Origin of the sequence: Geobacillus sp. DSP4a, assembly GCF_013096875.1 — a bacterium.
Taxonomy (GTDB): Bacteria; Bacillota; Bacilli; order Bacillales; family Anoxybacillaceae; genus Geobacillus; species Geobacillus thermophilus.
In genome coordinates, this window is sequence record NZ_SDLD01000021.1 from 31717 (window position 1) to 56597 (window position 24881).

Annotated in this window: 24 protein-coding genes, 1 pseudogene and 2 riboswitches; of the genes and pseudogenes, 11 read left to right on the forward strand and 14 right to left on the reverse strand. The window is 54.8% G+C overall.

Annotation, left to right across the window (positions count from 1 at the left end; translation table 11 throughout):
- Nucleotides 1-70: 70 nt before the first annotated feature.
- The 3 genes from ETC02_RS09140 (at nt 71) to ETC02_RS09150 (ending at nt 4207) form a co-directional block, all read left to right on the forward strand.
- The gene (locus ETC02_RS09140) at nt 71-1495 is read left to right on the forward strand and encodes an amino acid permease (protein WP_171698220.1); all 1425 of its coding nucleotides are present in this window, start codon (nt 71-73) and stop codon (nt 1493-1495) included.
- Nucleotides 1496-1618: 123 nt separating this feature from the next.
- Nucleotides 1619-3640 carry a S9 family peptidase gene (locus ETC02_RS09145; protein ID WP_050368416.1) on the forward strand — a complete coding sequence of 674 codons (2022 nt, stop codon included), beginning with the start codon at nt 1619-1621 and terminating at the stop codon, nt 3638-3640.
- Nucleotides 3641-3658: 18 nt separating this feature from the next.
- The gene (locus ETC02_RS09150; RefSeq protein ID WP_033011859.1) at nt 3659-4207 is read left to right on the forward strand and encodes a short-chain dehydrogenase; all 549 of its coding nucleotides are present in this window, start codon (nt 3659-3661) and stop codon (nt 4205-4207) included.
- Between the two features lie 61 nt (nt 4208-4268).
- Here ETC02_RS09150 and ETC02_RS09155 read toward each other — a convergent pair whose 3' ends face one another.
- Nucleotides 4269-4835: a phosphate propanoyltransferase gene (locus tag ETC02_RS09155; protein ID WP_033006192.1), complete on the reverse strand. Its 567-nt coding sequence runs from the start codon at nt 4833-4835 to the stop codon at nt 4269-4271.
- An 89-nt stretch (nt 4836-4924) separates the two neighbouring features.
- Nucleotides 4925-5374, reverse strand: a complete 450-nt coding sequence (locus ETC02_RS09160) for a MarR family winged helix-turn-helix transcriptional regulator (protein WP_014195273.1) — start codon at nt 5372-5374, stop codon at nt 4925-4927.
- 216 nt (nt 5375-5590) lie between these two features.
- On the opposite strand from ETC02_RS09160, the gene ETC02_RS09165 reads away from it, so the two are divergent.
- Complete coding sequence (locus ETC02_RS09165) at nt 5591-6325, forward strand: ZIP family metal transporter (protein ID WP_063211034.1); 735 nt, start codon at nt 5591-5593, stop codon at nt 6323-6325.
- Nucleotides 6326-6413: 88 nt separating this feature from the next.
- Here ETC02_RS09165 and ETC02_RS09170 read toward each other — a convergent pair whose 3' ends face one another.
- The 5 genes from ETC02_RS09170 to ETC02_RS09190 form a co-directional block, all read right to left on the reverse strand.
- Nucleotides 6414-6956, reverse strand: coding sequence for a 1,2-dihydroxy-3-keto-5-methylthiopentene dioxygenase (locus tag ETC02_RS09170; protein ID WP_033011862.1), 543 nt, complete (start codon nt 6954-6956; stop codon nt 6414-6416).
- Nucleotides 6957-6985: 29 nt separating this feature from the next.
- Nucleotides 6986-7618 carry a methylthioribulose 1-phosphate dehydratase gene (locus ETC02_RS09175; RefSeq protein ID WP_015374252.1) on the reverse strand — a complete coding sequence of 211 codons (633 nt, stop codon included), beginning with the start codon at nt 7616-7618 and terminating at the stop codon, nt 6986-6988.
- On the reverse strand, nt 7615-8277 hold the full coding sequence (mtnX, locus tag ETC02_RS09180; protein ID WP_015374251.1) for a 2-hydroxy-3-keto-5-methylthiopentenyl-1-phosphate phosphatase: 663 nt from the start codon (nt 8275-8277) through the stop codon (nt 7615-7617). The genes ETC02_RS09175 and mtnX overlap by 4 nt, the downstream gene beginning before the upstream one ends.
- Nucleotides 8274-9515: a 2,3-diketo-5-methylthiopentyl-1-phosphate enolase gene (gene mtnW / locus ETC02_RS09185; protein ID WP_033011864.1), complete on the reverse strand. Its 1242-nt coding sequence runs from the start codon at nt 9513-9515 to the stop codon at nt 8274-8276. Before mtnW ends, mtnX begins: the two co-directional genes overlap by 4 nt.
- Before the next feature lie 77 nt (nt 9516-9592).
- A riboswitch (SAM riboswitch) is annotated at nt 9593-9701 on the reverse strand.
- A 140-nt stretch (nt 9702-9841) separates the two neighbouring features.
- Nucleotides 9842-11017, reverse strand: a complete 1176-nt coding sequence (locus tag ETC02_RS09190; RefSeq protein WP_033011866.1) for a pyridoxal phosphate-dependent aminotransferase — start codon at nt 11015-11017, stop codon at nt 9842-9844.
- 98 nt (nt 11018-11115) lie between these two features.
- Here ETC02_RS09190 and ETC02_RS09195 point away from each other — a divergent pair, with 98 nt between their 5' ends.
- From ETC02_RS09195 to ETC02_RS09220, 6 genes are all read left to right on the forward strand, one after another.
- Entirely contained in the window at nt 11116-11931 is an 816-nt protein-coding gene (locus ETC02_RS09195) for a carbon-nitrogen family hydrolase (RefSeq protein WP_050368415.1), read from the forward strand.
- Nucleotides 11932-12024: 93 nt separating this feature from the next.
- A riboswitch (SAM riboswitch) is annotated at nt 12025-12193 on the forward strand.
- 85 nt (nt 12194-12278) lie between these two features.
- Nucleotides 12279-13466, forward strand: a complete 1188-nt coding sequence (gene mtnK, locus ETC02_RS09200) for an S-methyl-5-thioribose kinase (RefSeq protein ID WP_033011868.1) — start codon at nt 12279-12281, stop codon at nt 13464-13466.
- Between the two features lie 69 nt (nt 13467-13535).
- The gene (gene mtnA, locus ETC02_RS09205; protein WP_033011870.1) at nt 13536-14603 is read left to right on the forward strand and encodes an S-methyl-5-thioribose-1-phosphate isomerase; all 1068 of its coding nucleotides are present in this window, start codon (nt 13536-13538) and stop codon (nt 14601-14603) included.
- On the forward strand, nt 14590-15753 hold the full coding sequence (locus ETC02_RS09210) for a sugar ABC transporter substrate-binding protein (protein WP_033011873.1): 1164 nt from the start codon (nt 14590-14592) through the stop codon (nt 15751-15753). Before mtnA ends, ETC02_RS09210 begins: the two co-directional genes overlap by 14 nt.
- Nucleotides 15750-17300, forward strand: a complete 1551-nt coding sequence (locus ETC02_RS09215; RefSeq protein WP_044745534.1) for a sugar ABC transporter ATP-binding protein — start codon at nt 15750-15752, stop codon at nt 17298-17300. Before ETC02_RS09210 ends, ETC02_RS09215 begins: the two co-directional genes overlap by 4 nt.
- Nucleotides 17242-18255: an ABC transporter permease gene (locus tag ETC02_RS09220; protein WP_044745535.1), complete on the forward strand. Its 1014-nt coding sequence runs from the start codon at nt 17242-17244 to the stop codon at nt 18253-18255. The genes ETC02_RS09215 and ETC02_RS09220 overlap by 59 nt, the downstream gene beginning before the upstream one ends.
- 74 nt (nt 18256-18329) lie before the next feature.
- Here the strand turns inward: ETC02_RS09220 and ETC02_RS09225 are convergent, their stop codons facing one another.
- On the reverse strand, nt 18330-18833 hold the full coding sequence (locus ETC02_RS09225) for a methylated-DNA--[protein]-cysteine S-methyltransferase (protein ID WP_050368413.1): 504 nt from the start codon (nt 18831-18833) through the stop codon (nt 18330-18332).
- On the reverse strand, nt 18823-21039 hold the full coding sequence (locus ETC02_RS09230; protein ID WP_050368412.1) for a PAS domain-containing sensor histidine kinase: 2217 nt from the start codon (nt 21037-21039) through the stop codon (nt 18823-18825). The genes ETC02_RS09225 and ETC02_RS09230 overlap by 11 nt, the downstream gene beginning before the upstream one ends.
- A 264-nt stretch (nt 21040-21303) precedes the next feature.
- On the opposite strand from ETC02_RS09230, the gene ETC02_RS09235 reads away from it, so the two are divergent.
- Entirely contained in the window at nt 21304-23073 is a 1770-nt protein-coding gene (locus ETC02_RS09235) for a B12-binding domain-containing radical SAM protein (protein ID WP_050368411.1), read from the forward strand.
- Between the two features lie 56 nt (nt 23074-23129).
- Here the strand turns inward: ETC02_RS09235 and ETC02_RS09240 are convergent, their stop codons facing one another.
- The 5 genes and pseudogenes from ETC02_RS09240 to ETC02_RS09260 form a co-directional block, all read right to left on the reverse strand.
- Entirely contained in the window at nt 23130-23279 is a 150-nt protein-coding gene (locus ETC02_RS09240) for a hypothetical protein (protein WP_014195260.1), read from the reverse strand.
- A complete protein-coding gene (locus ETC02_RS09245) occupies nt 23272-23439 on the reverse strand; it encodes a hypothetical protein (protein WP_011230441.1) in 168 nt (55 codons plus the stop codon). The genes ETC02_RS09240 and ETC02_RS09245 overlap by 8 nt, the downstream gene beginning before the upstream one ends.
- Nucleotides 23436-23591 carry a hypothetical protein gene (locus tag ETC02_RS09250; RefSeq protein ID WP_162837025.1) on the reverse strand — a complete coding sequence of 52 codons (156 nt, stop codon included), beginning with the start codon at nt 23589-23591 and terminating at the stop codon, nt 23436-23438. Before ETC02_RS09250 ends, ETC02_RS09245 begins: the two co-directional genes overlap by 4 nt.
- 61 nt (nt 23592-23652) lie before the next feature.
- Nucleotides 23653-23853, reverse strand: a pseudogene (locus ETC02_RS09255) (glutathione-dependent formaldehyde dehydrogenase); the annotation flags it as partial.
- Between the two features lie 85 nt (nt 23854-23938).
- Nucleotides 23939-24881 (reverse strand): MFS transporter (locus tag ETC02_RS09260; protein ID WP_171698221.1); only part of this gene is annotated, 943 nt, incomplete at its 5' end.

Here is a 24881-nt window from a genome sequence, read left to right on the forward strand (position 1 = left end):
TTGGATGCGAATCATGCACCCGCTGAAGAGGCGCGGGTGCTTTCTTTTTTTTGAAAGGAGCGTTTTGACCTTGGATCAGCAACGAAAACTTGGCATTTGGGTGTTAACCGCGCTTGTCGTGGGCAATATGGTTGGTTCCGGCATTTTCATGCTGCCGAGCTCGTTGGCGGAGGCTTCGAGCCCCATCGGCGTGATGCTCGCCTGGCTGCTGACCGGAGCCGGTGTCCTCATGACGGCGCTTGTGTTTGGCAACTTGGCAATCCGCAAGCCCGACTTAGGCGGCGGACCGCAAATTTACGCGAAGGAGCTGTTTCCGAAAGGTTCGAACTTGTCGATTTTATCCGGCTTTATGTCATCATGGGGCTACTGGGTCGGCAACTTTGCCGGCAACGTCGCGATCATTACAACATTTGCAAGCTACTTGTCGACGTTTTTCCCGGTGCTGACAAGCGGCCAAACGGTGTTCACCGCCGGGTCGTTCACCTTGAAGCTTGGGAACTTGTTGACGTTTCTCGTCTGCACGGCGCTTCTTTGGGGGATGCATATCATCATTTTGCGCGGTGTAGAAGGCGCTGGCAAGCTGAATTTTGTCGCCACCGCGGCCAAAGTGCTTGGCTTTTTCCTATTTATCGTCATCGCCTTGTTTGCCTTTGACAAAGCGGTCATCGGCCCGCTTGATGCCCCTCGCTATGACGGGAACGGACAGCCGATCGGTTTGCTTGGACAAATCAACAACGCCGCGTTATCGACACTCTGGGCGTTTGTCGGCGTTGAATCGGCGATGGTGTTCGCTTCCCGCGCGCGCAAACAAGCGGACGTAAAACGGGCGACGATCGCCGGTCTTTTGATCGCTTTGGCCATTTATATTGGCATCAGCTTTTTGGTAATGGGCGTCTTGCCGCAACGCGAACTGATTCAATCGGAAAAACCGCTCGTTGATGCCATCAATGCCATCGTCGGACCGGCGGGCGGCTACGTGTTGGCTGGTCTTGGGCTCATTAGCCTGCTCGGCTCGACGCTCGGCTGGATCTTGCTGAGCGCTGAGGTGCCGTACCAGGCGGCGAAACAAGGGCTGTTTCTGCCGGCCTTTTTGAGAGAAAACAAGAAAAACGTGCCAAGCTTCTCGTTGACGCTATCGAATGCATTAGCCCAGCTGTTCATTTTCTCGACCATTTCCCATTCGATGGCGGCAGCGTTCGATTTTGTCATTTACATCGCTACGCTCGCCTACCTCATCCCGTATTTGATCTCTTCCGTCTTTCAGTTGAAACTCACGCTCACCGGCGAAACGTACATGGAGGCGCGCGAGCGGATGGTTGACGGAATCATTGCGGCCTTAGCGACGGTGTATTCGATCTGGGTCGTTATCGCTGGCACGGCAGACATCAAAACCTTCCTACTCGGTGTTGTCCTGCTCGCTAGCGGCCTAATCTTCTATCCGCAAGTAAAAAAAGCGGCACAGCAGGCGAAAGAAAAACAAAAATTATCGGCATAGCCAAAAAGCGAACGTCCATTATGGGGGCGTTCGTTTTTTCTGTTTTAGGCAGGATCTTGTCTTTCGGAAGACGAAATATACAATGTAGTTCCATTTTACTTAAAAGAAAGAGGGGGCCAACTGATGAACAACAACGAACAACCGACAAAACACCGCGGCATAACGGCGGAAGATTTGCTTCGCCTTCGCTCGGTGCGCGACCCGCACTACGCGCCGGACGGGACGCGCGCCGTGTTTGTGGAAAAATCGATTGATGAGGAAAAACAATACCGCTCCCATTTATGGATATGGGCGGCAGACGGCTCCGTCCGTCAATGGACGTTCGGCCGCTGGCGCGACATGAAGCCGCGTTTTTCCCCAAGAGGTGAAATGATCGCCTTTTTATCTGACCGCTCCGGACGCACACAGCTTTGGCTTTTGCCCGCCAATGGCGGTGAGGCGCGCCAACTGACGTTTTTCAAAAACGGTGTGCGCGATTACGTTTGGTCGCCGGACGGGACGTTTCTCATCGCCCTAACGACGCTTGGCGATGATGAAACGATTGAAGACCGCGAAGAACCGGAAAAGGCAGAAGTGAAGCGAGCCGACCTGAAACCGCGCGTAGTCGAGCGGCTGTATTACAAATCAGACGCGTCGGGTTTTCTTGACGGCAAACGGGCGGTGCTCACGCGCATCGATGTGCTGTCAGGAAAAAGCGAAGCGTTGACGGGCCGCGAGGAGGAAATCGGTTCGTTTGCGATTTCGCCAAACGGACGGACGCTCGCCTTTGTCGCCAACCGAAACGAGGATCCGGACACCGCCTTTACCCGCGACATCATTTTGCTCGATCTCGAGAAAAAAACAGAAACGAACTTGACGAACGGATGCGGCACATTCGCTTCGCTCGCCTGGTCGCCGGACGGAACGAAGCTCGCCGCCATCGGCCATGATCTTGCTTATCTCGGGGCTACGCTTCACCGGCTTTACGTCTTTGAGCCGGAGCGTGGAACGAAGCGGGTGTTGACCGCCGATTGGGATGTCCATCTCGGCGATGCCATGGTCGGCGACACACACGCTGATGCGAAAGGGCCGGGACCGATTTGGGCGAGCGACGGAAGCGGCCTGTATGTCACCGCCTCGGAGCGCGGACGCGTCAACTTGTATTTCGTCCCGCTCGACGGCCCGATCGTTCCGGTGATCGAAGGCAACTTCCATTTATACGGTTTAGCCATCCACCCAAGCGAACAGCAAGCCATCGCCGCCATGAGCGAGCCGACGGTCATTGGCGATTTGTATATAATCTCGCTTGAAGACGGAACGAAAACGCGGCTTACGCGTGCCAATGAAGCGCTTGAACATGAAGTGGCCTTCGCCGCTGCCGAACCGTTTACGTATCGATCGGCGGACGGTTTGGAGATTCAAGGCTGGATCATGAAACCGCCTGAGCTTGACGAAGGGGAAAAGGCGCCGCTTGTCGTCGAAATTCACGGCGGGCCGCATGCGATGTATGGATTTACGTTTTTCCATGAATTGCAGCTGCTCGCTTCATCCGGTTATGCCGTGCTGTTTACGAACCCGCGCGGCAGCCACGGATACGGCCAGTCGTTTGTCAATGCGGTGCGCGGCGACTATGGCGGCATGGATTATGAAGACATTATGGCTGGCGTCGACGCCGCCATCAGCAAGTTCGACTTTATTGACAAAGAACGGCTTGGCGTCACCGGCGGCAGCTACGGCGGATTTATGACGAACTGGATCGTTGGGCATACCGACCGATTCAAAGCGGCTGTCACTCAACGTTCGATTTCCAACTGGCTCAGCTTCTCTGGCGTGAGCGACATCGGCTACTTTTTCACGAAATGGGAAGTCGGCTGCGACGTTTGGGAAGACGCTGAGCGGCTTTGGCATCATTCGCCGCTCAAATACGTCAAACACATGCGCACACCGCTTTTGATTTTGCACAGCGAACGCGATTACCGCTGCCCGATTGAGCAGGCCGAACAGCTGTTTGTCGCCTTAAAGCAGCTCGGGCGGGAAACAAAGCTCGTCCGCTTTCCGGACGCCAACCACGATTTGTCGCGCACCGGCAACCCTGCTCTTCGGCTTGAGCGTCTTCGCCATATCGTCGACTGGTTTGACCGCTATTTGAAAGGAGCATCGCATTAATCCGAAAGGAGAACCACCATGCACGCACTCGTCATCGGTGGGACAGGCATGTTAACCGACGTGTCGCTTTGGCTCGTGCGAGAAGGGTACCATGTATCCATCGTCGCCCGGAACAGGGAACGGATGGAACGGCTCATCGCCCGCGCCGCACATCTGGAGGCCATTACCCCGCTTTTGGTCGATTATCGCGATCATGATGTACTATGTTCCTTGATTCACCAAACAATCAATGAAAACAGAGCCTTCGACCTTGTTGTCGCATGGGTGCACAGCGATGGGAAACAGGCGTTTCCGGCCATCATCCGGGAAAATAGCAGACATCCCGGTCCTTGGCGTCTGTTCCACGTGCCCGGCAGCCGGGCCCATCCGGCCGAGGCAAAGCGGGAACTCCGTTTGTCTTCCGCTTGCCTGTACCGGCAAATTCAGCTTGGCTTCGTGATCGAAGAGCACAGCACGCGTTGGCTCACCCATCAAGAAATCAGCAGCGGCGTCATTGACGCCATTCGGCGTGATGCGCCGTTTCATCTTGTCGGCACACTAGCATCAGAGAAGAAGCGGCCGCATTAATGGGAAGCGCCCTCTCGTTTGTACCGAGAGGGTGCTTTGTCCGCCTTTGGCGCGGATGGTTTCACGATGGAAGCAGTTCGACATAATCGCCCGTTTTCAAGCCGGCCGCGTTCGCTTCATCGGTGTCAATGTGCATATCTAACGCAAAATCTTCGCTGACGCGGACGATCACTTCGTCAAAAATGAGCGCCCGCTCCCCTTGCGTTTTCACTTTCACCACTTGTTTATCGCGGACGCCAAACGTCTCGGCATCTTTCGGCGTCATATGAATGTGGCGCTTGGCAATGATCACCCCTTTGTCGACGGTCACCGTCCCCTTCGGTCCGTGAATCGTAATGCCCGGCGTTCCGTCAATATCACCGGATAAGCGGACCGGGGGCGCGACGCCGAGCTTGAAGCTGTCGGTTTTCGAAATTTCAAGCTGGGTGAGCGAACGGACCGGTCCGAGGACGCGGACGTTTTCAATTTTCCCTTTCGGCCCTTCGACCGTCACCGTTTCCTTGGCGGCGAACTGGCCAGGCTGCGACAACGGCTTGAGCACCGTCAGCTCGGCGCCTTCGCCAAACAGCGCCGCCATGTGTTCTTTTGATAAATGAATGTGGCGATTCGATACCCCTACTGGAACCATCAATGGTGATCTCTCCTTTTTTGCTGGCTATGGTATGTTCTTTATATAACGTATCCATTTCCGGCAAAATTAAAGAGGCCGACCTCGCGTCAGCCCCTTGTTTTTGCCCCATATCCTAATTTTTTCAGCAGCGCAATCGCCTGCTCTTTTTCTGCCGCCGTCAGCGCCGAAACCGTTTCGTGAATTTTTTCCGCATGCTCGGGAAATACGCGCTCAATAAACCGCCGCCCCTCTTCTGTAATGGACGCGTACGTGACGCGCCGGTCCTTTTCGCAGGCGCGGCGGACGATCAATCCTTTGTTTTCCAGTTTGTCAATGACGTAGGTGATGCTCCCGCTCGCCAGCAAAATTTTTTCGCCAATTTGCTGGAGCGGCTGATCCCCTTTATGGTATAACAATTCTAACACGGCAAATTCGGTCGGATTGACCCCGAATGAGTGGATTGATTTGTTCACTTGGTCGCTTACGGCGCGGTAAGCCCGCGACAATACGATAAACAACTTTAGCGATTGCTCGAGTTCTTGCTCTTTTTGTTCCATGCCATCCAACCCTTTGCATTTAACCATTTCTTACTTGCATTATACTTGAACAGCAAACAGGCAGGCAACCGTTTTTGCCAGGCGCTGGTCCATTTTTCTCGCCAGCGGCCGTTCCTTTCGCTATGATAATTTTGTGATAGGGCAGCGCTTGGGCGATTGTCACATTTGTGGAAACGGCGCATATGAAAAAATAAAGGCTGATGAAGGGGGAATTGGATGAACGAGGTATTGACCGGCAGTGTGCTGTCCGCCTTATCGACCGGACTTGGCGCTGTGCCGATTTTGTTTATGGCCAAATCGCTCACTCACCGCTGGCGCGATGTGCTCCTCGCGTTTTCAGCCGGCATTATGATGGCGGCCTCGATGACAAGTCTTATTCCCGAGGCCCTGCGGTCCGGCGGTTTTGAGGCGCTCGCCATCGGATTGGCGGCGGGGGTGCTCGTGTTAACGTTGCTTGAGATGACCGTCCCCCATATCGACTTGGAGCATACGAAAAGCGGCTTGCAATTCGACGAGAAGGCGATGCTCATCATCGCCGCCATTGCGATGCACAATCTCCCCGAAGGGCTGTCAGTCGGGGTGAGCTACGCCTCAGACGGCGCTTCGCAAATCGGCAATTTGATCGCGTTGGCCATCGGCTTGCAAAACGCGCCGGAAGGATTTTTGGTCGCCTTGTTTTTAGTCAATCAGCAGATTGGCCGCTTTAAAGCGTTTGTCATTGCCACGTTAACCGGCGCGGTCGAAATTGTGACGTCTTTGCTCGGCTTTTATTTAACCTCTCTCTTCCGCGGCCTCGTTCCATACGGGTTGGCGTTTGCCGCCGGGGCGATGCTGTTCATCATTTACAAAGAGCTCATTCCCGAAAGCCATGGCGACGGCAACGAACGGATCTCGACGTACGCCTTTATTATCGGCATTTTGTTTATGATTTTGTTAACCGAATCGTTTTAGCGGTCTCTCCTTCCGTCATCGAGGCAAGCGCTCCTCTCCATACAGAACGAAACACCCCGCTGCCTTGCCTGGCAACGGGGTGTTCTCATTATTGGACAGCCTCTTCTTTCTCTTCATACGGATGGGCGACCCAACCGGACGGGTCGATGAACAGGCGGACGGCTACGACTTGGCGGTCGTCCATGAGCGTAAAGTAGTGCGGATTCCCTTCCGGCACGGAAATGACATCGCCGGCTTCCAGCTCGACGTCAAAATAGCCGGTCTCTTTGTCGCCTTTGATAATGAAAATGCCATGGCCGGCCGTAATGGCGCGCACTTCGTCTTCCGTATGGATGTGCACTTGTTCAAATTTTTTCAGCAGTTCATCCAAGTTCGGCGTCGCATCGGACAGAGCGACGATATCCCATGTTTTGTAGCCGCGGCGCGCCGCCAAGTCTTCAATTTCATCTTTGAACGCCGCCAAAATTTCATTTTTCTCTTCATCGGTGAGCACGTATTTGTCGCGCAAATGCTCCGGCAGTTTGGCAATGTCCCAATGCTCGTACAGGACGCCTTGGCTGTTTAAAAAGGCGCGCACATTCTCCTCTCCTGTAATCACTTCACCTGTTTTTCTCACTTTGATGACGGCCATGTCAAAATCCCCCTTCTAAAAGATGTATATTAACCAACCGGCAGGCCGGCCCGTTGCAAAAGCAGCCGCTTCACCTGCCAGCTGAACAAAAACTCCCACGCTTCCAAATGTTTTTTCGCTTCAAACGCCGTTCGTCCCCAGACGGTAATGCCGTGGTTGTGGATCAACACGGCGCCGGCGTCGCCATGAACATGGTTCGCAAACTCCCGAGCCAGCGTCGGGATGTCGGCGTCATTGTTAATGATCGGGATGCGCACTGCGGCGTTTTCTTCCCAAATGCCAAACGCCTTGATGATTTCCTGGCCGGAAAAGACTGCTTCCCCGTTTGACGCATACAGTTCAGAAATCAAATTGTTGTCCACGGTATGAACGTGCAAGACGCAACCGGCGTTTGTGCGGTTGTAAATTTCCACATGCAGCAGCGTCTCCGCTGATGGCTTTAAATGTGTTTTCTCCGCTGGTCGGCCGGCAGCGTCAACGAGCAAGAAGTCCTCATCCGTTTGCTTCCGCTTATCCTTGCCGCTCGCTGTCACCAAAAACGTCAACGGGTCGTCCGTCACTTTGATCGACAAATTGCCGCTTGTTGCGAAAAACCAATCGCGGGCGGCGAGCTCGGCTTTCACTTCCGCAAGCTCGTTCCACTTTTTCACGACGATGCTCATACGATCACCTCCATTCGCTGCAACGCATCCATCACGTCAAAAAACGTCGCAAATGGCGCGTGCGGCAGGTCAAGCTCTTGACATTTTTCAAGCAGAAAATCGCGCGCCAGCACATAGTCGGCTTGCCTGGCCACCGCCAAGTCGGTGATCGAATCGCCGATGACGACGTGATACCCGTCCGGGCGGGCAAGCCTGCGCAATAGCGACGGCTTGCAGCAGCCGCAGCCGTTTTGGCACCGGCTGTCACATGCATGCGGCCATGTGATGCGGATCGTCTCACCGCTGAAATCGGAGCCGTTGCAAAAAATCCGCTCCGGTTCAATGAGCCCTTCAAGCAGCGGATAGACGAAAAAGTCGATGCCGCCGCTCACGATATAGAGCGGGATGCTTTGCTCTTTTGTCCATGCGACAAACTCGCGGAACCCTTCGCGCAAGCGGGCGGTGCTAAGCAAAAAGTCAACAATCTCCCCTTTCAGCGCTGACGGAAGAAGCGAAAACATTTTTCCGACGCCTTCCTGAACGGAGATGCGCTGGGCGAGAATGTCGTCCTTTAGCGCCTCCCACTCCGGCGGGGCGAACTGTTTCATAATCGCGATGATGTTGTCGTTTTCCGTGATCGTGCCGTCAAAATCGCAAAAAAGAACGAGTTGTTTCGTCATGCTTCCACCTCAATAGCGCCCCAGCGGTCGATCGCCTTTTGCAGCGCCTCGTTGTCTTTCGCCGCTTCACGAAGCGGACGGCCGACCAGCGCTGCGTCGATGGCGGCGCGAAACGCCTTTCCGCCGCCGATCGCCCCGTCCGGGTGGCCGTGGATGCCGCCGCCGGCGTTGACGACGCTGTCAAGGCCAAAATCGCGGACAAGGAGCGGCACCAAGCCCGGATGGATGCCGGCCGATGGCACTGGAAACGCCCGGGCAAACGGCTCTTGTTCATCGGTCAGCGCCCGGGCGATGCCAAGCGCCTGCTCGCGCTCCAAGGCGACGCTGCCGTACGGCGACGGGAACAGAACAAAGTCGGCGCCGGCAAGCCGCAAAAGCTTTCCAAGCAAGAGCGACGGGGCGACGCCGTAAAACTCCGACGGCGTGATCGCGCCGCTGAACGCCGGGTGGGCCATGATCGGAACGGAAATCTCTTCATCTTCCCGCAACCCTTGCAGGACGTCCAATCCATAGGCGAACACGTTGAACAACAGCACATCGGCGCCAAGCTCAGCCGCCCGTTTCGCTTTTTCTTTCAGTTCAAACGTTTTGCCGGTCAAGTTGACGGCATACAGCGTCCGCTTGCCTGTTTGTTCGTACACCTCTTCGAGCGCCGCTTTGCCTTCTGTAATGCGCTTCGCAAATGGCAGACGATCGCTGTCAAACAAAATTTCGTCATCTTTGACCAAGTCAACGCCGCCAAGCGCTTGCTTTTTCAACTCTGATGTCAAATACGCCAAATCGCGGCCGACGATGCCTTTGAAAATGCTCATCAACAGCGGGCGGTCGTACACTCCGACCTTTTCGCGAATGCCGGCGATGCCAAAGCGCGGCCCCGGAAACTGCCGCTTCCATTCTTCCGGAAATGCCAAATCAAGCAACCGCACTTCCCCGTCAAGCGACAGCTTGCCGAACGTCGTCACCAACAATGCTGGCAAATCGGCGCTGAAGTTGACGGTCGGGTAAGCGATTTTGACGATTGCCCGCTTCAACCGCTTGCCGAAATAGGCGTTTACCCGCTCGCTCTCGCCAAGCTCTTCGATCGCAACGACTTCCCCTTTATGCTTGCGAAGCTGGTCTTGCTCTAGCTGCGGCAAGTCGGTCCATGTGCCGACTGTCAAGCCGAGCGCGATTCCTTCCGCCTTTTGGCGAATATCGTGTTCATCATGAAGCAAATACGTCGCAATGACTGCACTCATCGTCCATCCCTCTTTCAATATATGGCGAAATAAAAAAGCCCCTTCCTAAGAAGAGGCGTCATTCATTCATGGCGCTCTTCTTATCTCCCAGCGTTTCCGCTGCAAGAATTAGCACCGTGCTTAGCGTGCGCCAAGCCGGTTGCCGGGCTTCATTGGGCTCGTCCCTCCGCCTGCTCTTGATAAGAAAGCCTGCTCGTTTATGCACTTGTCAAACGATTGGCAAATTTACTTTGAATTATGACAGCCTTTGCCGCCGTTGTCAATCATTTTTTTCAAAACAGCCTGGTCAACGTTGTCCCGTCAACGGTTCATTGCCGCTCTTTTTTTCAAAACAATCCGAGCCGGCCGATCCGCTCCGCCGCTTCGCGAAGCCGCGCTTCATCGGTCAACAATCCAACGCGCACATACCCTTCGCCGTGTTTTCCAAAACCGATGCCTGGGGCGACGGCGACGTGCGCCCGCTCAAGCAACAGATCGGCAAATTCGGCGGATGATGCGCCTTTTGGCAACGGAAGCCAGGCGAAAAATGATCCAGACGGCGCCGGCGCTTCCCAGCCGATCGCGCGCAAAGCATGAATAAACGTATTGCGGCGCGCCTCGTACAAGGCAACGAGCTCCGCGACGCAGTCTTGCGGGCCGAGGAGCGCAGCTGCCGCCGCTTCTTGGACGGCGCCGAACAAGCTGACGTACAAATGATCTTGCAACAACTCAATGGCACGGATGATCCGCTCATTGCCGACAGCGAACGCCACGCGCCAGCCGGCCATATTGTACGTTTTCGAGAACGTGTAGATTTCAACGCCAATGTCTTTCGCCCCGTCCACTTCTAGAAAGCTGACCGGCTTTTGGCCGTCAAAGCCGATCGCGCCATAGGCAAAATCGTGCACAACGGCTATGCCGTACTTTTCCGCAAACGCCACCGTTTCAGCAAAAAACTCCTTCGTCGCCGTCGCGCCGGTCGGGTTGTTCGGATAGTTTAAAAACATCAGTTTCGCCCGGTCGGCCGCCGCCCTGGGAATGGCCGAATAATCCGGCAGAAACCCATTCTCCGCGACAAGCGGCATCATTTCCATCCGCGCGCGGGCGAGCGCGATTCCCGACCAATAGTCCGGATAACCCGGGTCCGGGACGAGCACGACATCGCCCGGGTTGACGAGGCAAAGCGGCAGCTCGACAAGCCCGGCTTTGCCGCCGAACAAGATGGCGACCTCGCGGGCCGGGTCGATCGTCACCCCGTACTCGCGCGCGTAAAACGCCGCTACGGCTTCTTTCAAAAACGAGTAGCCTTGAAACGGCGAATATTTATGGTATTTTGGGTTCGCGGCTGCCTTCTGCATCGCTTCGACAATGTGCGCCGGCGTCGGCTGATCCGGATTGCCCTGCCCTAAGTTGATCACATCATAACCCGCCTTGATCTTCGCACCGACTTTCGCCACGAGCGAGGCGAAAAACTGCTTCGGCAGCTGTTCAAGCAGTTCGGAAAAGGGAAATTCGATCGTCATCGTCCACACCTTCTCAAACATTCTTGAAATTCTAGTGCAACATCATATATCGTTAAAAGCAAAATGTAAAGAAAAATTTTTTTCCGAGGTGAACGCTCATGACGATCCGCATCGCCTGCCTGCAGCTTGACATTGCATTTGGCGATCCAGCAAAAAACGAACAGCAAGCCGAACAGGCCGTGGAATCCGCTGCCAAAGACGGCGCTGACATCATCGTGCTGCCAGAGTTATGGACGACCGGCTACGATTTGACGCGCCTGGATGAAATTGCCGACGAAGGCGCCGAACGGGCGAAGGCGCTCGCTTCCCGATTGGCGCAAACGTACGGCGTCCATTTCGTCGCCGGTTCGGTCGCCAAAAAAACAGCCGCCGGCGTGACAAACACGATGATCGTGGCCGACCGCCATGGCCAAATCGTCGGCGAATACAGCAAGCTTCACCTGTTCCAATTGATGGATGAACATTTGTATTTGCAGCCGGGAAACGAGCCAGGCTTGTTCTCGCTTGACGGGCTGCCGTGCGCTGGGGTCATTTGCTATGACATCCGATTTCCGGAGTGGATTCGCGCCCATGCGTTGGCCGGAGCGGAAGTGCTGTTTGTCGTCGCCGAATGGCCGCTTCCCCGCCTTCACCATTGGCGGACGCTCCTGATGGCGCGGGCGATTGAAAACCAATGCTATGTCGTCGCTTGCAACCGGGCCGGACGCGACCCGAACAACGTCTTCGCCGGCCATTCGCTCATCATCGACCCATGGGGCGAAATTATCGCCGAGGCGGACGAGAAGCCGGGCATTCTCTCGGCCGACATCGATCCCTCGCTCGTTGCGGACGTCCGCGCACGCATCCCGGTGTTTGCCGACCGCCGGCCGCACGATTATGAAGAGGCGGCAAAAAAATTTTTCAAAACGTATTGACAATCCGCCAGCCCAACCTGTATCATTCGAATCAAGCAACCAAACGATTGTTAACATCGTGAAAATTGCAAAAACTTAATAGCTAGATCGGTACTCTTATCAAGAGTTGGCTGAGGGAATTGGCCCAATGAAGCCCAGCAACCGACCGTAATGCTATCGTGAGATAGGGCGCACGCCAAAGGCGGCGCCGGAAGCGAACCGCTTCCGCAGGGCACGGTGCTAAGTCCAACAGAAAGACCGATGTCTTTCTGAAAGATAAGAGGCGCGAAGACGATGCATCTTCAAGCCTCTTTCCGTATGCGAAAGAGGCTTTTTCATTTGCCAAAACCTAAAGGGGGAACGTGAAAATGACGATTGTCCAATCCACTGTTTACGAACCGCTCACCGAACAAAAAGCGACCGCCCTCGCCGTCCGCCTCGGCCTATTCCGAGACGGGGCGCCGCTTGTGTGCCGCGAAATCGGCGACGGAAACTTAAACTTAGTCTTTCATATCGTCGATCAGGAAACGAAGCAAGGCGTCATCATCAAACAGGCGCTCCCGTACGCGAAAGTCGTCGGCGAAAGCTGGCCGCTCACGTTAAAGCGCGCGGTTATTGAAAGCAACGCGTTGCGCACGTTTGCCAGCTATGTACCGCAATACGTGCCGAACGTCTACTATTCTGACGAATCGCTTGCCATTACCGTGATGGAAGACTTGTCCCGTCTGCAAATCGCCCGCAAAGGGTTGATCGAAGGGAAAACATTCCCGCTTTTGTCCCGGCATATCGGCGAATTTATCGCCAAAACAGCGTTTTACACATCCGATTTCGGCATGAACCAGCAAGAGAAAAAGAAATTGGCGCAAAGCTTCGTCAATCCGGAACTGTGCAAAATCACCGAAGATCTCGTCTTCACCGATCCATTTTTCGACCATGACACGAACAACTTCGAAGGCGAGCTGCGGCCGGACGTCGAAACGCTTTGGAATGACGACCGCCTCCGTTTGGAAGCGGCGAAGTTGAAGCGCAAGTTTTTAACCGAAGCCGATGTGCTTCTGCATGGCGATTTGCATACCGGCAGCATTTTCGCAAGCACCGACGAAACGAAAGTAATCGACCCGGAATTCGCCTTTTACGGCCCGATCGGCTTTGACCTTGGGCAATTTTTCGCCAACTTGCTGTTAAATGCGTTGTCCCGCCCTGACGTTGAGCGCCAACCGCTCTTTGATCACATCGACCGGACCTGGGACGTCTTTGCGTCCATATTCTCGGAGCTTTGGCGCACCAAAAGCATCGAGACGTACGCCGCAACACCGGGCTTGCTTGACGAAGTGCTCCGGCATGCGTTCATCGATGCTGTCGGCTTTGCCGGCTGCGAAGTCATCCGCCGGACGATCGGCCTCGCCCATGTGGCCGACCTTGACGGCATCGAGCAGAAAGAAGCCCGCCTTGCCGCCAAACGACACGCGCTCCGCCTCGGCCGCCGCCTAATTGTCGAGCGCAACGAGCTGACCGGAACGGACGGCTTCCGCCGAGTGTTTGCAGAAACCGAATAGTAACACGGCGACGACCGGCCCAGTGCCGGCCCGGATCAACGGAAAATGTGAAAAGAAAGGAAGACGACGATGGACACCTTTGCCATCCCGCGCTCTGTCGAGTGGCGCGAGACGCATATCACGATTTTAAACCAACAAAAATTGCCATTAGCAACAGAATATATCGACCTGCATACGCTTGAAGACGTGTACGATGCGATCGCCTCGCTGAAAGTGCGCGGAGCGCCGGCGATCGGCATCACCGCCGCTTATGGTCTGGCGCTCGCCGCCTCGCATTATAAAGCGGAAACGGTCCACGAGTTCCATAGCCGCCTAAAGCAAGACCGCGATTATTTGGCAAGCGCCCGCCCGACGGCCGTCAATTTGGTTTGGGCGCTTGACCGGCTCACTGCCGCCGCCAAAGACGCCGCCTCGGTCAACGAAGCGAAAACGGCGCTTATTCACGAGGCGATCCGCATCCAAATCGAGGACGAAGATGTCTGCCGCCGCATCGGCGAACATGCGTTATCGCTTTTTCGCCCAGGCGACCGGGTGATGACGATTTGCAACGCCGGCTCGATCGCCACCGCCCGCTACGGCACGGCGCTCGCCCCGTTTTATTTGGCGAAAGAGAAAGGGATCGAGTTATCCGTGTACGCCCTTGAGACGCGCCCCGTTTTGCAAGGAGCGCGTCTGACCGCCTGGGAGCTGATGCAAGCAGGCGTCGACGTCACGCTTATTACGGACAACATGGCGGCGCAAACGATCAAAGCGAAAGGGATTCGCGCCATTATCGTCGGAGCCGACCGGATCGCACAAAACGGCGATACAGCGAACAAAATCGGCACGTTCGGCCTCGCCTTGCTCGCCAAATCGTTTGGCATTCCGTTTTACGTCGCCGCACCGTTGTCCACCATCGATTTGGCGACAAAGACAGGGGCAGACATCCCGATTGAAGAGCGCCATCCGGATGAAGTGACCCATCTGGCCGGCGTGCGCGTCGCCCCGGAAGGCGTCAACGTGTATAACCCGGCGTTTGACGTGACGCCAAACGAACTGATTACCGCGATCATTACCGAAAAAGGCATCGTCCGCGGCAGCTACAGCGCGGCACTGCCAGCGTTATTTGCAAAGGAGGAGCAGCATGAAACGATTTAAGGCCTTATCGTTCCTTTCTCTTCTTTTCTTTGCCGTGTTCTCCGTCTTGGCCGGCTGCACGAACGAGCAAGACGCCGTGAGCTCTAAGCCGGCCAGCGAAACGAAGCAAACGGCCATCCAAGGCGACACCGTCTCATCCAACAACCAAACCGCATCGAGCAGCGAACAGGCGGCCATCCCGGAGAAGCTGAAAAAACCGGTGAAGATCGCCGCCATTATGCAAATGTCCATCGGCACGTTCTCGTCGCAATACATCGCCGGCGTCAAAGAACAAGTGCAAAAGTTCGGCGGCGAAGTGCAAATTTACAACGCCGACAACGACTTGACGAAAATGGCCTCATACGTAGAAACGGCCATCACGCAAAACGTTGATGCCATTCTGCTTGATCACGGCCGCGCTGATGCGCTCGAAGGCCCGGTGAAAAAAGCGGTTGAAAAAGGCATCCCGGTCGTCGCCTTTGACAACGATTTGAACGTTCCCGGCGTCACCGTCATCGACCAAGACGACTACAGCCTCGCCTGGAAAACGTTAAAAACACTCGCCGAAGATTTAAATGGAGAGGGCAACATCGTCACGATTTGGGTCGGCGGTTTTACTCCAATGGAGCGGCGCCACGTCATTTATGAGGCGTTCAAAAAACGCTATCCGAACATAAAAGAAGTCGCCAAGTTCGGTACGGCGAGCGCCAACACGGCTTTGGACACGCAAACGCAAATGGAGGCCATTTTGAAAAAATATCCGAACAAAGGCGACATTGACGCCGTCTTCGCAACTTGGGACGAGTTCGCCAAAGGAGCGACGCGCGCCATCGAGCAAGCCGGGCGTACGGAAATCAAAGTATACGGCATCGATTTGAGTGACGAAGACTTGCAAATGATCCAAAAACCGAACAGTCCGTGGGTGGCGACAACAGCGACGGATCCGGCGGAAGTCGGCCGCGTTCAGGTGCGGTTCGCCTATCAAAAAATCGCCGGCGAGAAAACGCCGAACATTTACTCGCTCGAGCCGCATTTAGTAAAACGGACCGACTTGCCCGATAAGCAAGTATCGATGAACGAGCTTTCGCAATACATCCCGGGCTGGGGGCAATCGAACGTCGCCATCTCGCCATGGATGAAAACGTTGGAAGCTCAGGTGAACAAAAAATGAACAGGCTGTCAATGCGAGGCATTGAAAAATCGTTTGGCGCGGTGCGCGTGCTTGACGGCGTGGACTTTTCCGTCCGTCCAGGCGAAGTCCACGCCCTTTTGGGCATGAACGGCGCCGGCAAAAGCACGCTCATGAACATTTTGGCCGGCGCCATTCCTCCCGACGCCGGCACGATCACGATCGATGGCGTCAACTGCACCTTTTCGTCGCCGCTTGACGCGAAACGAGCCGGCATCGGCTTCGTCGTCCAAGAGGTCGACACGGCGCTTTTTCCAGGATTGCCCGTTTACGAAAACTTGGCGGCTGATGAGCTCGCTGATGTGAAGAAACAGCCGATCCGCTCGCTGCGCCGGGAAAAAGAACGGGCCGCTGCTCTGCTTCGCCGCGTCGGCCTTGCCATTTCGCCGGCAAAGCTCGTGCGCGACTGCTCGCTCCATGAAAAACAGCTGATCGTGCTCGCCAAAGTGTTGTCATCGAATGCGCGCTACATCATTTTGGACGAACCGACCGCCGCCTTGAGCGAAGCCGAAACGAAGCGGCTGTTTGCCATCATCACGGAACTGAAACAGCAAGGCGTCGGCTTTATTTACATCTCTCATAAACTGAAAGAAGTGCAGGAAATCGCCGACCGGCTGACGATTTTGCGCGACGGCCGCGTCGCCTACCATGGTTCCGCCCGCGGTTTGCCGCTTGAAGACATCGTCCTTCATATGACCGGAACAAGGCGAGCCGCCGCCATGAAACAAACGCGCGCGCATGGAAGCGACATCGCCTTTGCCGTCCGTGGGATCACGATCGAAAAAACCGGCACGACGGTCGATCTTTACGCCCATCGCGGCGAAATCGTCGGCATCGCCGGCTTGGTTGGCGCCGGCAAAACGGAGCTCGCTGAAAGCCTCATCGCCCACCGGAAGACGTCTGGCGAATGGCAACTTGACGGCCGGCGCTATACATTTTCATCGCCGCATGAAGCGATTGCCGCCGGCCTTTGTCTTATTCCGGAAGAACGGCGCAAACAAGGGCTGTTCTTGCCCGAGTCAGTGAAAACCAACATCACCGTCCGCCTCCTTTCCCGGCTGTCGCGCTGGCAATGGATCAGCCGGAGGAAGGAAACGGACGCCGCCGACGAACTTGTCCGCTCGCTCGGCATCCATCCGCCGTCGCCTTCGACCGCTGTCCGCCACTTAAGCGGCGGCAACCAGCAGAAAGTCGTCATCGGCAAATGGCTGAACACAAACGCGCGTGTTTTTCTATTCGACGAGCCCACGAAAGGAATCGATGTCCACGCCAAACAAGAGGTGTTTTCCATCATCCGTGCTCTCGCCGATGAAGGAAAAACAGTACTATATTTTTCGAGTGAATTTCACGAGCTTCTTGAGGTGTGCGACACCATCTACATCATGGCTGACGGCCGGCTGCTCACCCGCCTGCCGGCCGCAGAACTAACCTATGAACAGCTTGTGTACTATTGCAGCGGAGGTGAGATCGATGAGCCAGCCGGCCGTTTCCGCGCCGCCGTCGAAAAAAGCGGCGCCGTTCATTCTTGAATTTTTGTATAAACATGGCACACTGCTTGCCATTTTGGCTGTAATCGCCTATTTTGGCCTGACACAAGACCGGTTTTTCACCTATGAAAACTTCAGCGACATTTTGCGTTCCATTTCCATCGTCACCTTGGTGGCCATTGGCATTACATTTTCGCTCATCGTCGACGGCTTCGATTTGTCGGTCGGTTCGACAGTGAGCTTGGCGACGATTGCCAGTGCGGCGGCGCTTGTCTTGCATCGCCAAGAAATTTTCGTCACCTTGCTCGTGCCGCTGTTGCTCGGCGTCGCCGTCGGGCTGCTTAATTCGTTGTTGATCGTCAAATTCAAACTGCCCGATTTGCTCGCCACGTTGGCGACGATGTACGCGATCAACGGCGTGCAGCTTACGTATACAAAAGGATTTTCGATTTATAACGACATGCCGCTGCCTGATGGCGGCACGGCGCCGGGCAAATTTATTCCTTCCTTTTTATTTATCGGCCAAGGGGAGCTGTTTGGCGTGCCGTTTTCGGTCTTGCTCATGCTCGTTGTCGTCATGGCCGCCCACTTGTTTTTAACATACACCAAACCTGGCCGTCTCTTTTATTTAACGGGTGAAAACCGGGAAGCGGCACGGCTCTCCGGCATCCCGGTCAACCGTTACCGGACGTATGCGTACGTCATCAGCGGCTTTTTCGCCGCCTTGGGGGGCATCGTGCTCGCCTCGCGCATCGGCACCGGGCAAGTGTCGGCCGGCGCTTCGTTTTTGATGGACGGCGTCGCCGCCGCCTACATCGGCTTTTCTGTCTTCGGCGCCGGCAAGCCGAACGTCATCGGCACCCTGTTCGGTTCGATTTTGATGGGCGTGTTGTTGAACGGCTTGACGATGATGAACGTCCCGTATTACGCCCAAGACATTATTAAAGGCGCCATTTTAGTCGGCGCCCTCGCGTTGTCGCATTGGCAAAAAAAATAATGTCCCGTTCCCTGCCCCCATGGATTCGCGTCATGGGGGCGGGCGCCATTTTGGGAGGCATACACACCCACCGATCAGCTGAAGCGCGATTGATAGCGCCGCTCCAACTCCAGCAGCTTTGCTTTTACATCGGTTCGGCTTCCGGCGTAGCCGACGAGGGCGCCGTTTTTGCCGACAATGCGATGGCACGGGACGATGATGGCGAGCTCATTCGCCCGGTTCGCCTGGCCGACGGCGCGGACCGCCTTCGGGCGGCCGATTTGCGCAGCGATGTCAGCGTATGTCGCCGTCTCGCCGTATGGGATGCGGCAAAGCGCCGCCCACACTTCTTCTTGGAAGGGCGTCCCTTTCCATTTCAGCGGCAAATCAAACGTCCGGCGGCGGCCGTGAAAGTACTCATCCAACTGTCGAAGCGCGCGTTCAAGCAACGGCGACCGGCTTTGGACAACCGGATGCCCGCCCGCAAACGCGCACCATTCTTCCGGAAACAGTTCAACTTTCATGATCGCTTCGCCGTCGGAAGCGATGTATAGATCGCCAAGCAGCTCCGACCGGTATACGGCATATTCAATCGCCATCGTCGTCTTCCCTCTCTGTCCGCTCAATCGGCAGCGTAATATGAAACGTCGTGCCGACCCCGACTTCGCTTTCCACGTCAATTTTCCCTTGGTGCTCTTCTATGATTTTATAGCTGACCATCAAGCCGAGGCCGGTGCCGCGTTCTTTCGTCGTATAAAACGGCTCGCCAAGCTTTTTGATTTTATCTTTTGGAATGCCGCATCCTTGGTCGGTGATGGAGATGCGCACATAGCACCCGGCGCGGGTGATGCGCACCGTAATGTCCCCGCCTTTGGGCATCACTTCAATGGCGTTTTTCAAAATGTTGATAAACACCTGCTTCAGCTGATTCGGCTCGCAATACACCGGCGGCAGCCCGCGGTCGAAATCGGCAATGATTTGCACGTTATGCATCATCGCCTGGGCGCTGATCAAATCGATCGTATCCTGCATGATTTTGCAAATGTCGTTTTGCTTGTATTGCACCGCCTGCGGTTTGGCCAAAACGAGAAACTCGGTGATGATCGATTCGATCCGCTTCAATTCCGACATAATGACATTAAAATACATCGAATAATCGCCGTCAATGCTTCCTTGCAGCAGCTGGATGAACCCTTTTAACGCCGTCATCGGGTTGCGGATTTCGTGGGCGATGCCGGCAGCGAGCTCGCCGACGACATTGAGCGTATCCGATTTGCGCAGCTGCAGCTCCATCTCCTTCCGCTCGGTCACATCGCGAAACGTCATCATTCCAACGCCGGGAATGACTTCTTTTTTCAACGAAAACTCGATGATTCGCCCCTTTGTCTCATCGGAAAACTCGACTTCGCCGCTCGCCTCGCCAGCGCGCTGACACTCAGCCATCAGCTTGTTCAACTGGCGGCGCGCCCGGTCCGGAAGAAGTTCGCCGACCTTCCGGCCAAGAAGCGCCTCCTTTTCAGCAGAAAAAATGCCGCAGGCGATTGGATTGGCGTCAATGATGCGATGCTGCTCATCCCAAAGCAAAATGCCGTCCATCGAGTGATCGAAAATGCTGCGGAATTTTTGTTCGCTTTCCCGCAGTTCGCGCTCGATTTTCCGCCGCTCGCTCACGTTGCGGAAAATGGTCAAATGGTAGCCGTCAATCGCCCCTTTTTTCATCGTAAACTCAAGCTGTTTCTGTTCGCCGTTTGGCATATGGAACGTCAGCTCATCGCGAATTTCCCCTTTTTGGCGGAACTCGCTGAAAATCCGCTTCACCTTTTCATCCCCATATTCCACAAAATCGAGCAAATTGCGGCGCACAAGCAAATTCAAAGGCAGCTCAAACGTCCGGCTCGCGGCCGGATTGGCGTTCAATATGTAGCCAAAATCATCCCAAATGAGAATCGCCTCATGCGCCTGCTCGAAAATGGCCCGAAACCGCTCTTCGCTTTTTTGTAGCTTGATTTCCATATTTTTCCTCTCGGTCACGTCGCGCATAATGGCCATGTAAAAGCCGCTGTAGACGTTCGACGTCGCCGTCAGTTCAAACATTTTCACCGTTCCGTCCGGGCGGACAAGCGACAACTCGCCTTTGGCCGTTCCCTTTTCTTTCACTTCCGCGAGCAGCCGTGCGAACTCATTGGCGCATTCGCGGGCGACGAACTGCTGAAACGACAAATTGAGCAGTTTTCCTTTTTCCAAGTTCAAGCTCATCGAAAACGCCGGATTGACATCGATAAACCGCCCAAATTCATCGAAAATGACGATGCCGTCGACGGCGCGGTTGAATACGTCGCGAAACAAAAACTCATGAATGATTCGTTCGCGCTCAAGCGCCTTATGAGCCGAAACGTCGCGCATCATCACGAGGTCAAATTCATGAAACACGTCTTTTTTTATCGAAAATTCGATATGCTTCACCTTGCCGTCCGGCAGCTTAATGAGCAGCTCGTCGCTGAACGAGCCGAACTTTTGCAGCATCGACTGCTGAAACAGCAAAATATCCGGCGGCACGAGTTCGAGGAACGAAGAGAACGAACGGCCGATCAAGTCAAACTTATCCATTTCAAACAGCTTGCACGCCGCTTCGTTCACATCGACAAATTCACCGTTTTTATTTAAAATCACGATCGCATCGAGCGACCGCTCAAAAATGATCGAATAACTGTTCAACCGCTCTTTTAACCGCCGATTTTCCTCTTCAAGCGACCGCACATCCGGCGATGCATTTTGTTCTTCCCGAGGAGAAAGGCTTTGGGCCATATCCATCTCTCCTTGTCTATTCAAACCATTCAACGAAATATATATTCGATGTGGAAAAATTTACTCCTCCCTTGATTTACGAAGATTTTTTAAAATTCTTTTCCACAATGTTCGACAAGTTTTTCTGCTTTTTCATTTGGCTAAACTGCATGATAGTCAACTCTCCCCCCTCGCTTAAAGCCAAATGAAAGCTTCCAATTGCATCTATAAATTATAGACAAAGGAGTTTTGCTGCTATATTATAGACAAAGGGGTTTTGTTGCGATGAACATCGTCTGTGCGACATTGAACGCCAAATACATTCATATGAATTTAGCCATCCGCTATTTAAAAGCATACGCTCAACCCGAATTTGACGTCAAGCTTGTTGAGTATACGATCAAAGACCCGGTGCTGAACATTGTGACTGATTTGTACCAACGCCGTCCGGATGTCATCGGCTTCAGCTGCTACATTTGGAACATTGAAGAAACGATCAAAGTCGTAAAAATGTTAAAAAAAGCGGCGCCGGACGTGACGATCGTCGTCGGCGGACCGGAAGTATCATACGACGTACGCGAGTGGATGGAACGAGTGCCGGAATTTGATTTTATCGTGATCGGCGAAGGGGAAGAAACGTTTAAACAGCTGCTCTTTGCCTTAGAAGGCCGCAAAGAAGTGGCAGATGTCGCAGGGCTGGCGTTTCGTGACGGGGACCGCATCGTCATCAACCCACAGCGGAATAAAATCCGCTTGGCTGACATGCCGTCACCATTTCGCTTTCCAGAAGACATTCCCCATCTTCCAAACCGGATCGTTTATGTCGAGACGAGCCGCGGCTGCCCGTTCAGCTGCCAATTTTGCCTGTCCTCGATTGAAGTCGGCGTCCGCTACTTTGACCGCGAAAAAATTAAAGACGACTTGCGCTACTTGATGCGGCACGGAGCGCGGACGATCAAGTTCGTCGACCGGACGTTCAACATCAGCCGCAGCTATGCAATGGACATGTTCCGCTTTTTGATTGACGAACATGTACCAGGAACGGTCTTTCAGTTTGAAATTACCGCCGACATCATGCGCCCCGAGGTGATCGAGTTTTTAAACCGTGAAGCGCCGCCCGGCCTGTTCCGTTTTGAAATCGGCGTCCAGTCGACGAACGACGAAGTAAACCGGCTCATTATGCGCAAACAAAACTTCGCCAAACTTTCGCGAACGGTAACGATGATTAAAGAGGGCGGGAAAATCGCCCAGCATTTGGATTTGATCGCCGGGCTGCCGGAAGAAGATTACGACTCGTTCCGAAAGACGTTTAACGACGTGTTCGCCCTCCGTCCGGAAGAACTGCAGCTTGGCTTTTTGAAACTGCTGCGCGGCACTGGGTTGCGCCTGCGCGCCGAGGAGTACGGCTATGTGTATATGGACCATGCGCCATACGAAGTGCTCGCCAACAACGTCTTGTCGTTTGATGACGTCATCCGCATCAAGCAAGTGGAAGACGTGCTTGAAAAATATTGGAACGCCCATCGAATGGACGAAACGATCGAGTACTTGGTGACCGATGTGTTCCCGTCGCCGTTTGACTTTTTCCAGCAGTTTGGCGCGTATTGGGATGAGCGCGGCTGGGCGCGCATCGGCCACCAGTTGGAAGACTTGTTCCGCCGCCTGCATGAGTTTTTGCGTACGTGTATGCCAGATGCCCTGCCTGTCGCCGAGTCGCTTATGAAATACGACTATTTGCGCAACCAAAAATACAAACCACGCAAGCCGTGGTGGAATGAAAAAACGGAGAAAACGACGCGCACGACCGTTTACCGCGCGCTGCTTGAGCGCCCCGAGGTGCTTGGGGAGGACTTTGCCGCCCTCGGGCTCGGGGAAAAGGAATTGTTTAAACATACGGTCGTGGAAATCGTGCCGGTTGATGTCGGCCGCTATATCGCCGCGAAGCAGCTCTCGTTTGCGCCAACCGTCATCGTCGCCTACTTCGACCCGTCCGGTGCCGGTGCGACGCTGTTTTCCGCGCCGCTGTCCGCCTTGTCCGCTTCGGCATCCGCCTAACGGCCAAACGCCGGAGGCACGGCTTTTTTGTGCACCACGTGAAAAAGCAGGGAGCGTTATCCCTGCTTTTTTCGTTTCTTTTCATTTTCTTTCGCCCGTTTTTGTTCCTCCATGATCCAAAGCGGCTCGTGGGCAGCGAAATCGCCCCATTCAAACGCCGTTTCTTCATTCGTTCGAGCGGGCCGCTTCTTATGCTCTTTACCCATCCCCGCCTCCTTGCCGCCCTTTTTTCGAATTGCGGTTCGCGCCGCGGATCATGTCCTCCTCGCCGGCATATTGTGCCGCAAATTCGGTATCCGGCAAGCTTTCCGTTGGCGTTTTATTGTTGTTTTTCGCTGCGTCAAATTTCACTTTTCGCTTCATCATCGTTTCGTCTCCTCCTCATCAACCGTTTTCCGCTCATAAGCGACAAGCACAATTTCTTCCCCCGTCTCCTCGCGCAGCCGCTGTTCAAGCTGCTGCAGCTGGCGGAGCGTCCCGTCATGGAGACGGGCGACCGGGAACGCTACATTGTTCACCCGCATCCTCCTTCCCACATTTTTTCTTATCGTGTCTCCGCTGCGCCAACTTTATGCGCCGCTACGGTTTGAGTACCACTTTAATACAGCCGTCTTTCTTTTCGTCGAAAATTTCGTATGCGTATTGCGCCTCATCAAGCGGCAGGCGATGGGTAATGATATCGGTCGGATCGAACTTCCCTTCCACGATCCACTCGTATAACGTCGGAATGTAATGAATGACCGGCGCCTGCCCCATTTTCAGCGCAATGTTGCGCGAAAGCACGCGCAAATATTCAGCTTGCCCGCCCGGGTAGCCGCCAAACGTGTCAGAATAGCCAAAGTTATGCCTTGGTATGTGACGGCTCTCATCCTCTTCCTCCTTTCTCTCCTTCCGGACGGATCAGCCAAACGGCAAGAGCTCCGCCAAGCAACGCCAGCCCGCTGAGCAAGAACAAAAGCGGACCGGCGCCGCCTTTCATCAGCCAGGCTGCCAACGGCGGTCCGGCAGCCACGCCGATAAAACGAAGCGAACTGTAAAACGATGTCACCGTCCCGCGCTCGCTTTTCTCAATTCCTTCCGTGATAAGCGCATCTAAACACGGCAGCGCAGCGCCGATGCCGATGCCGGCTACCGAGAACAACGCCAGCCAAACGGAAAGGGATGAATGAAGGGGAACGAGGGCCAACGCAGCCGCCAATAGAACGGAGCCGGCTGCAGCGCCCCATTTCATCCGCTGTTTCCGGTCGCCAATCGCTTTCCCGGCCGCAAATGAAGCGAGGCAGAGCGCCCCGAGCGGGATGGCGAGCACCCATCCTTTCCTCATTCCATCAATGCCATACACATCTTCAAGACGGCTTGAAAGGAAAAATAAAAACGCAAACAACACAAGCATCAACAAACCGCCGATGACAAACACCCCGATCAGCCAACGCCCTTCGCGGCGGAAAATCGCCGCCACCACCGCAATAAAATCCCGAAACGGCAACGGCCGCTCCCGACGCGCCGGCACCTGGATGGACCAAACCATCATTGCTGCCGATAGCAGGCAAAAGACAGGGAACGAAAAAAATGGAAAAAACCAAATGATGCCAGCCAGCATCGCCCCGAGAATCGGGCTTAGCACTTTGCCGAACGTGTTCGCCGTTTCAACCGTCCCTAAACAGCGGCTTGCCTCCTCCTCATCCGGAAACAAATCCCCGACAAGCGGCAAAACGATCGGAAACGCCCCGGCCGCCCCGAGCCCTTGCAACATGCGCCCGGCGATCATCCAGCCGTACGGGTCGCTCACCCGCCAAGCAGCCCATCCC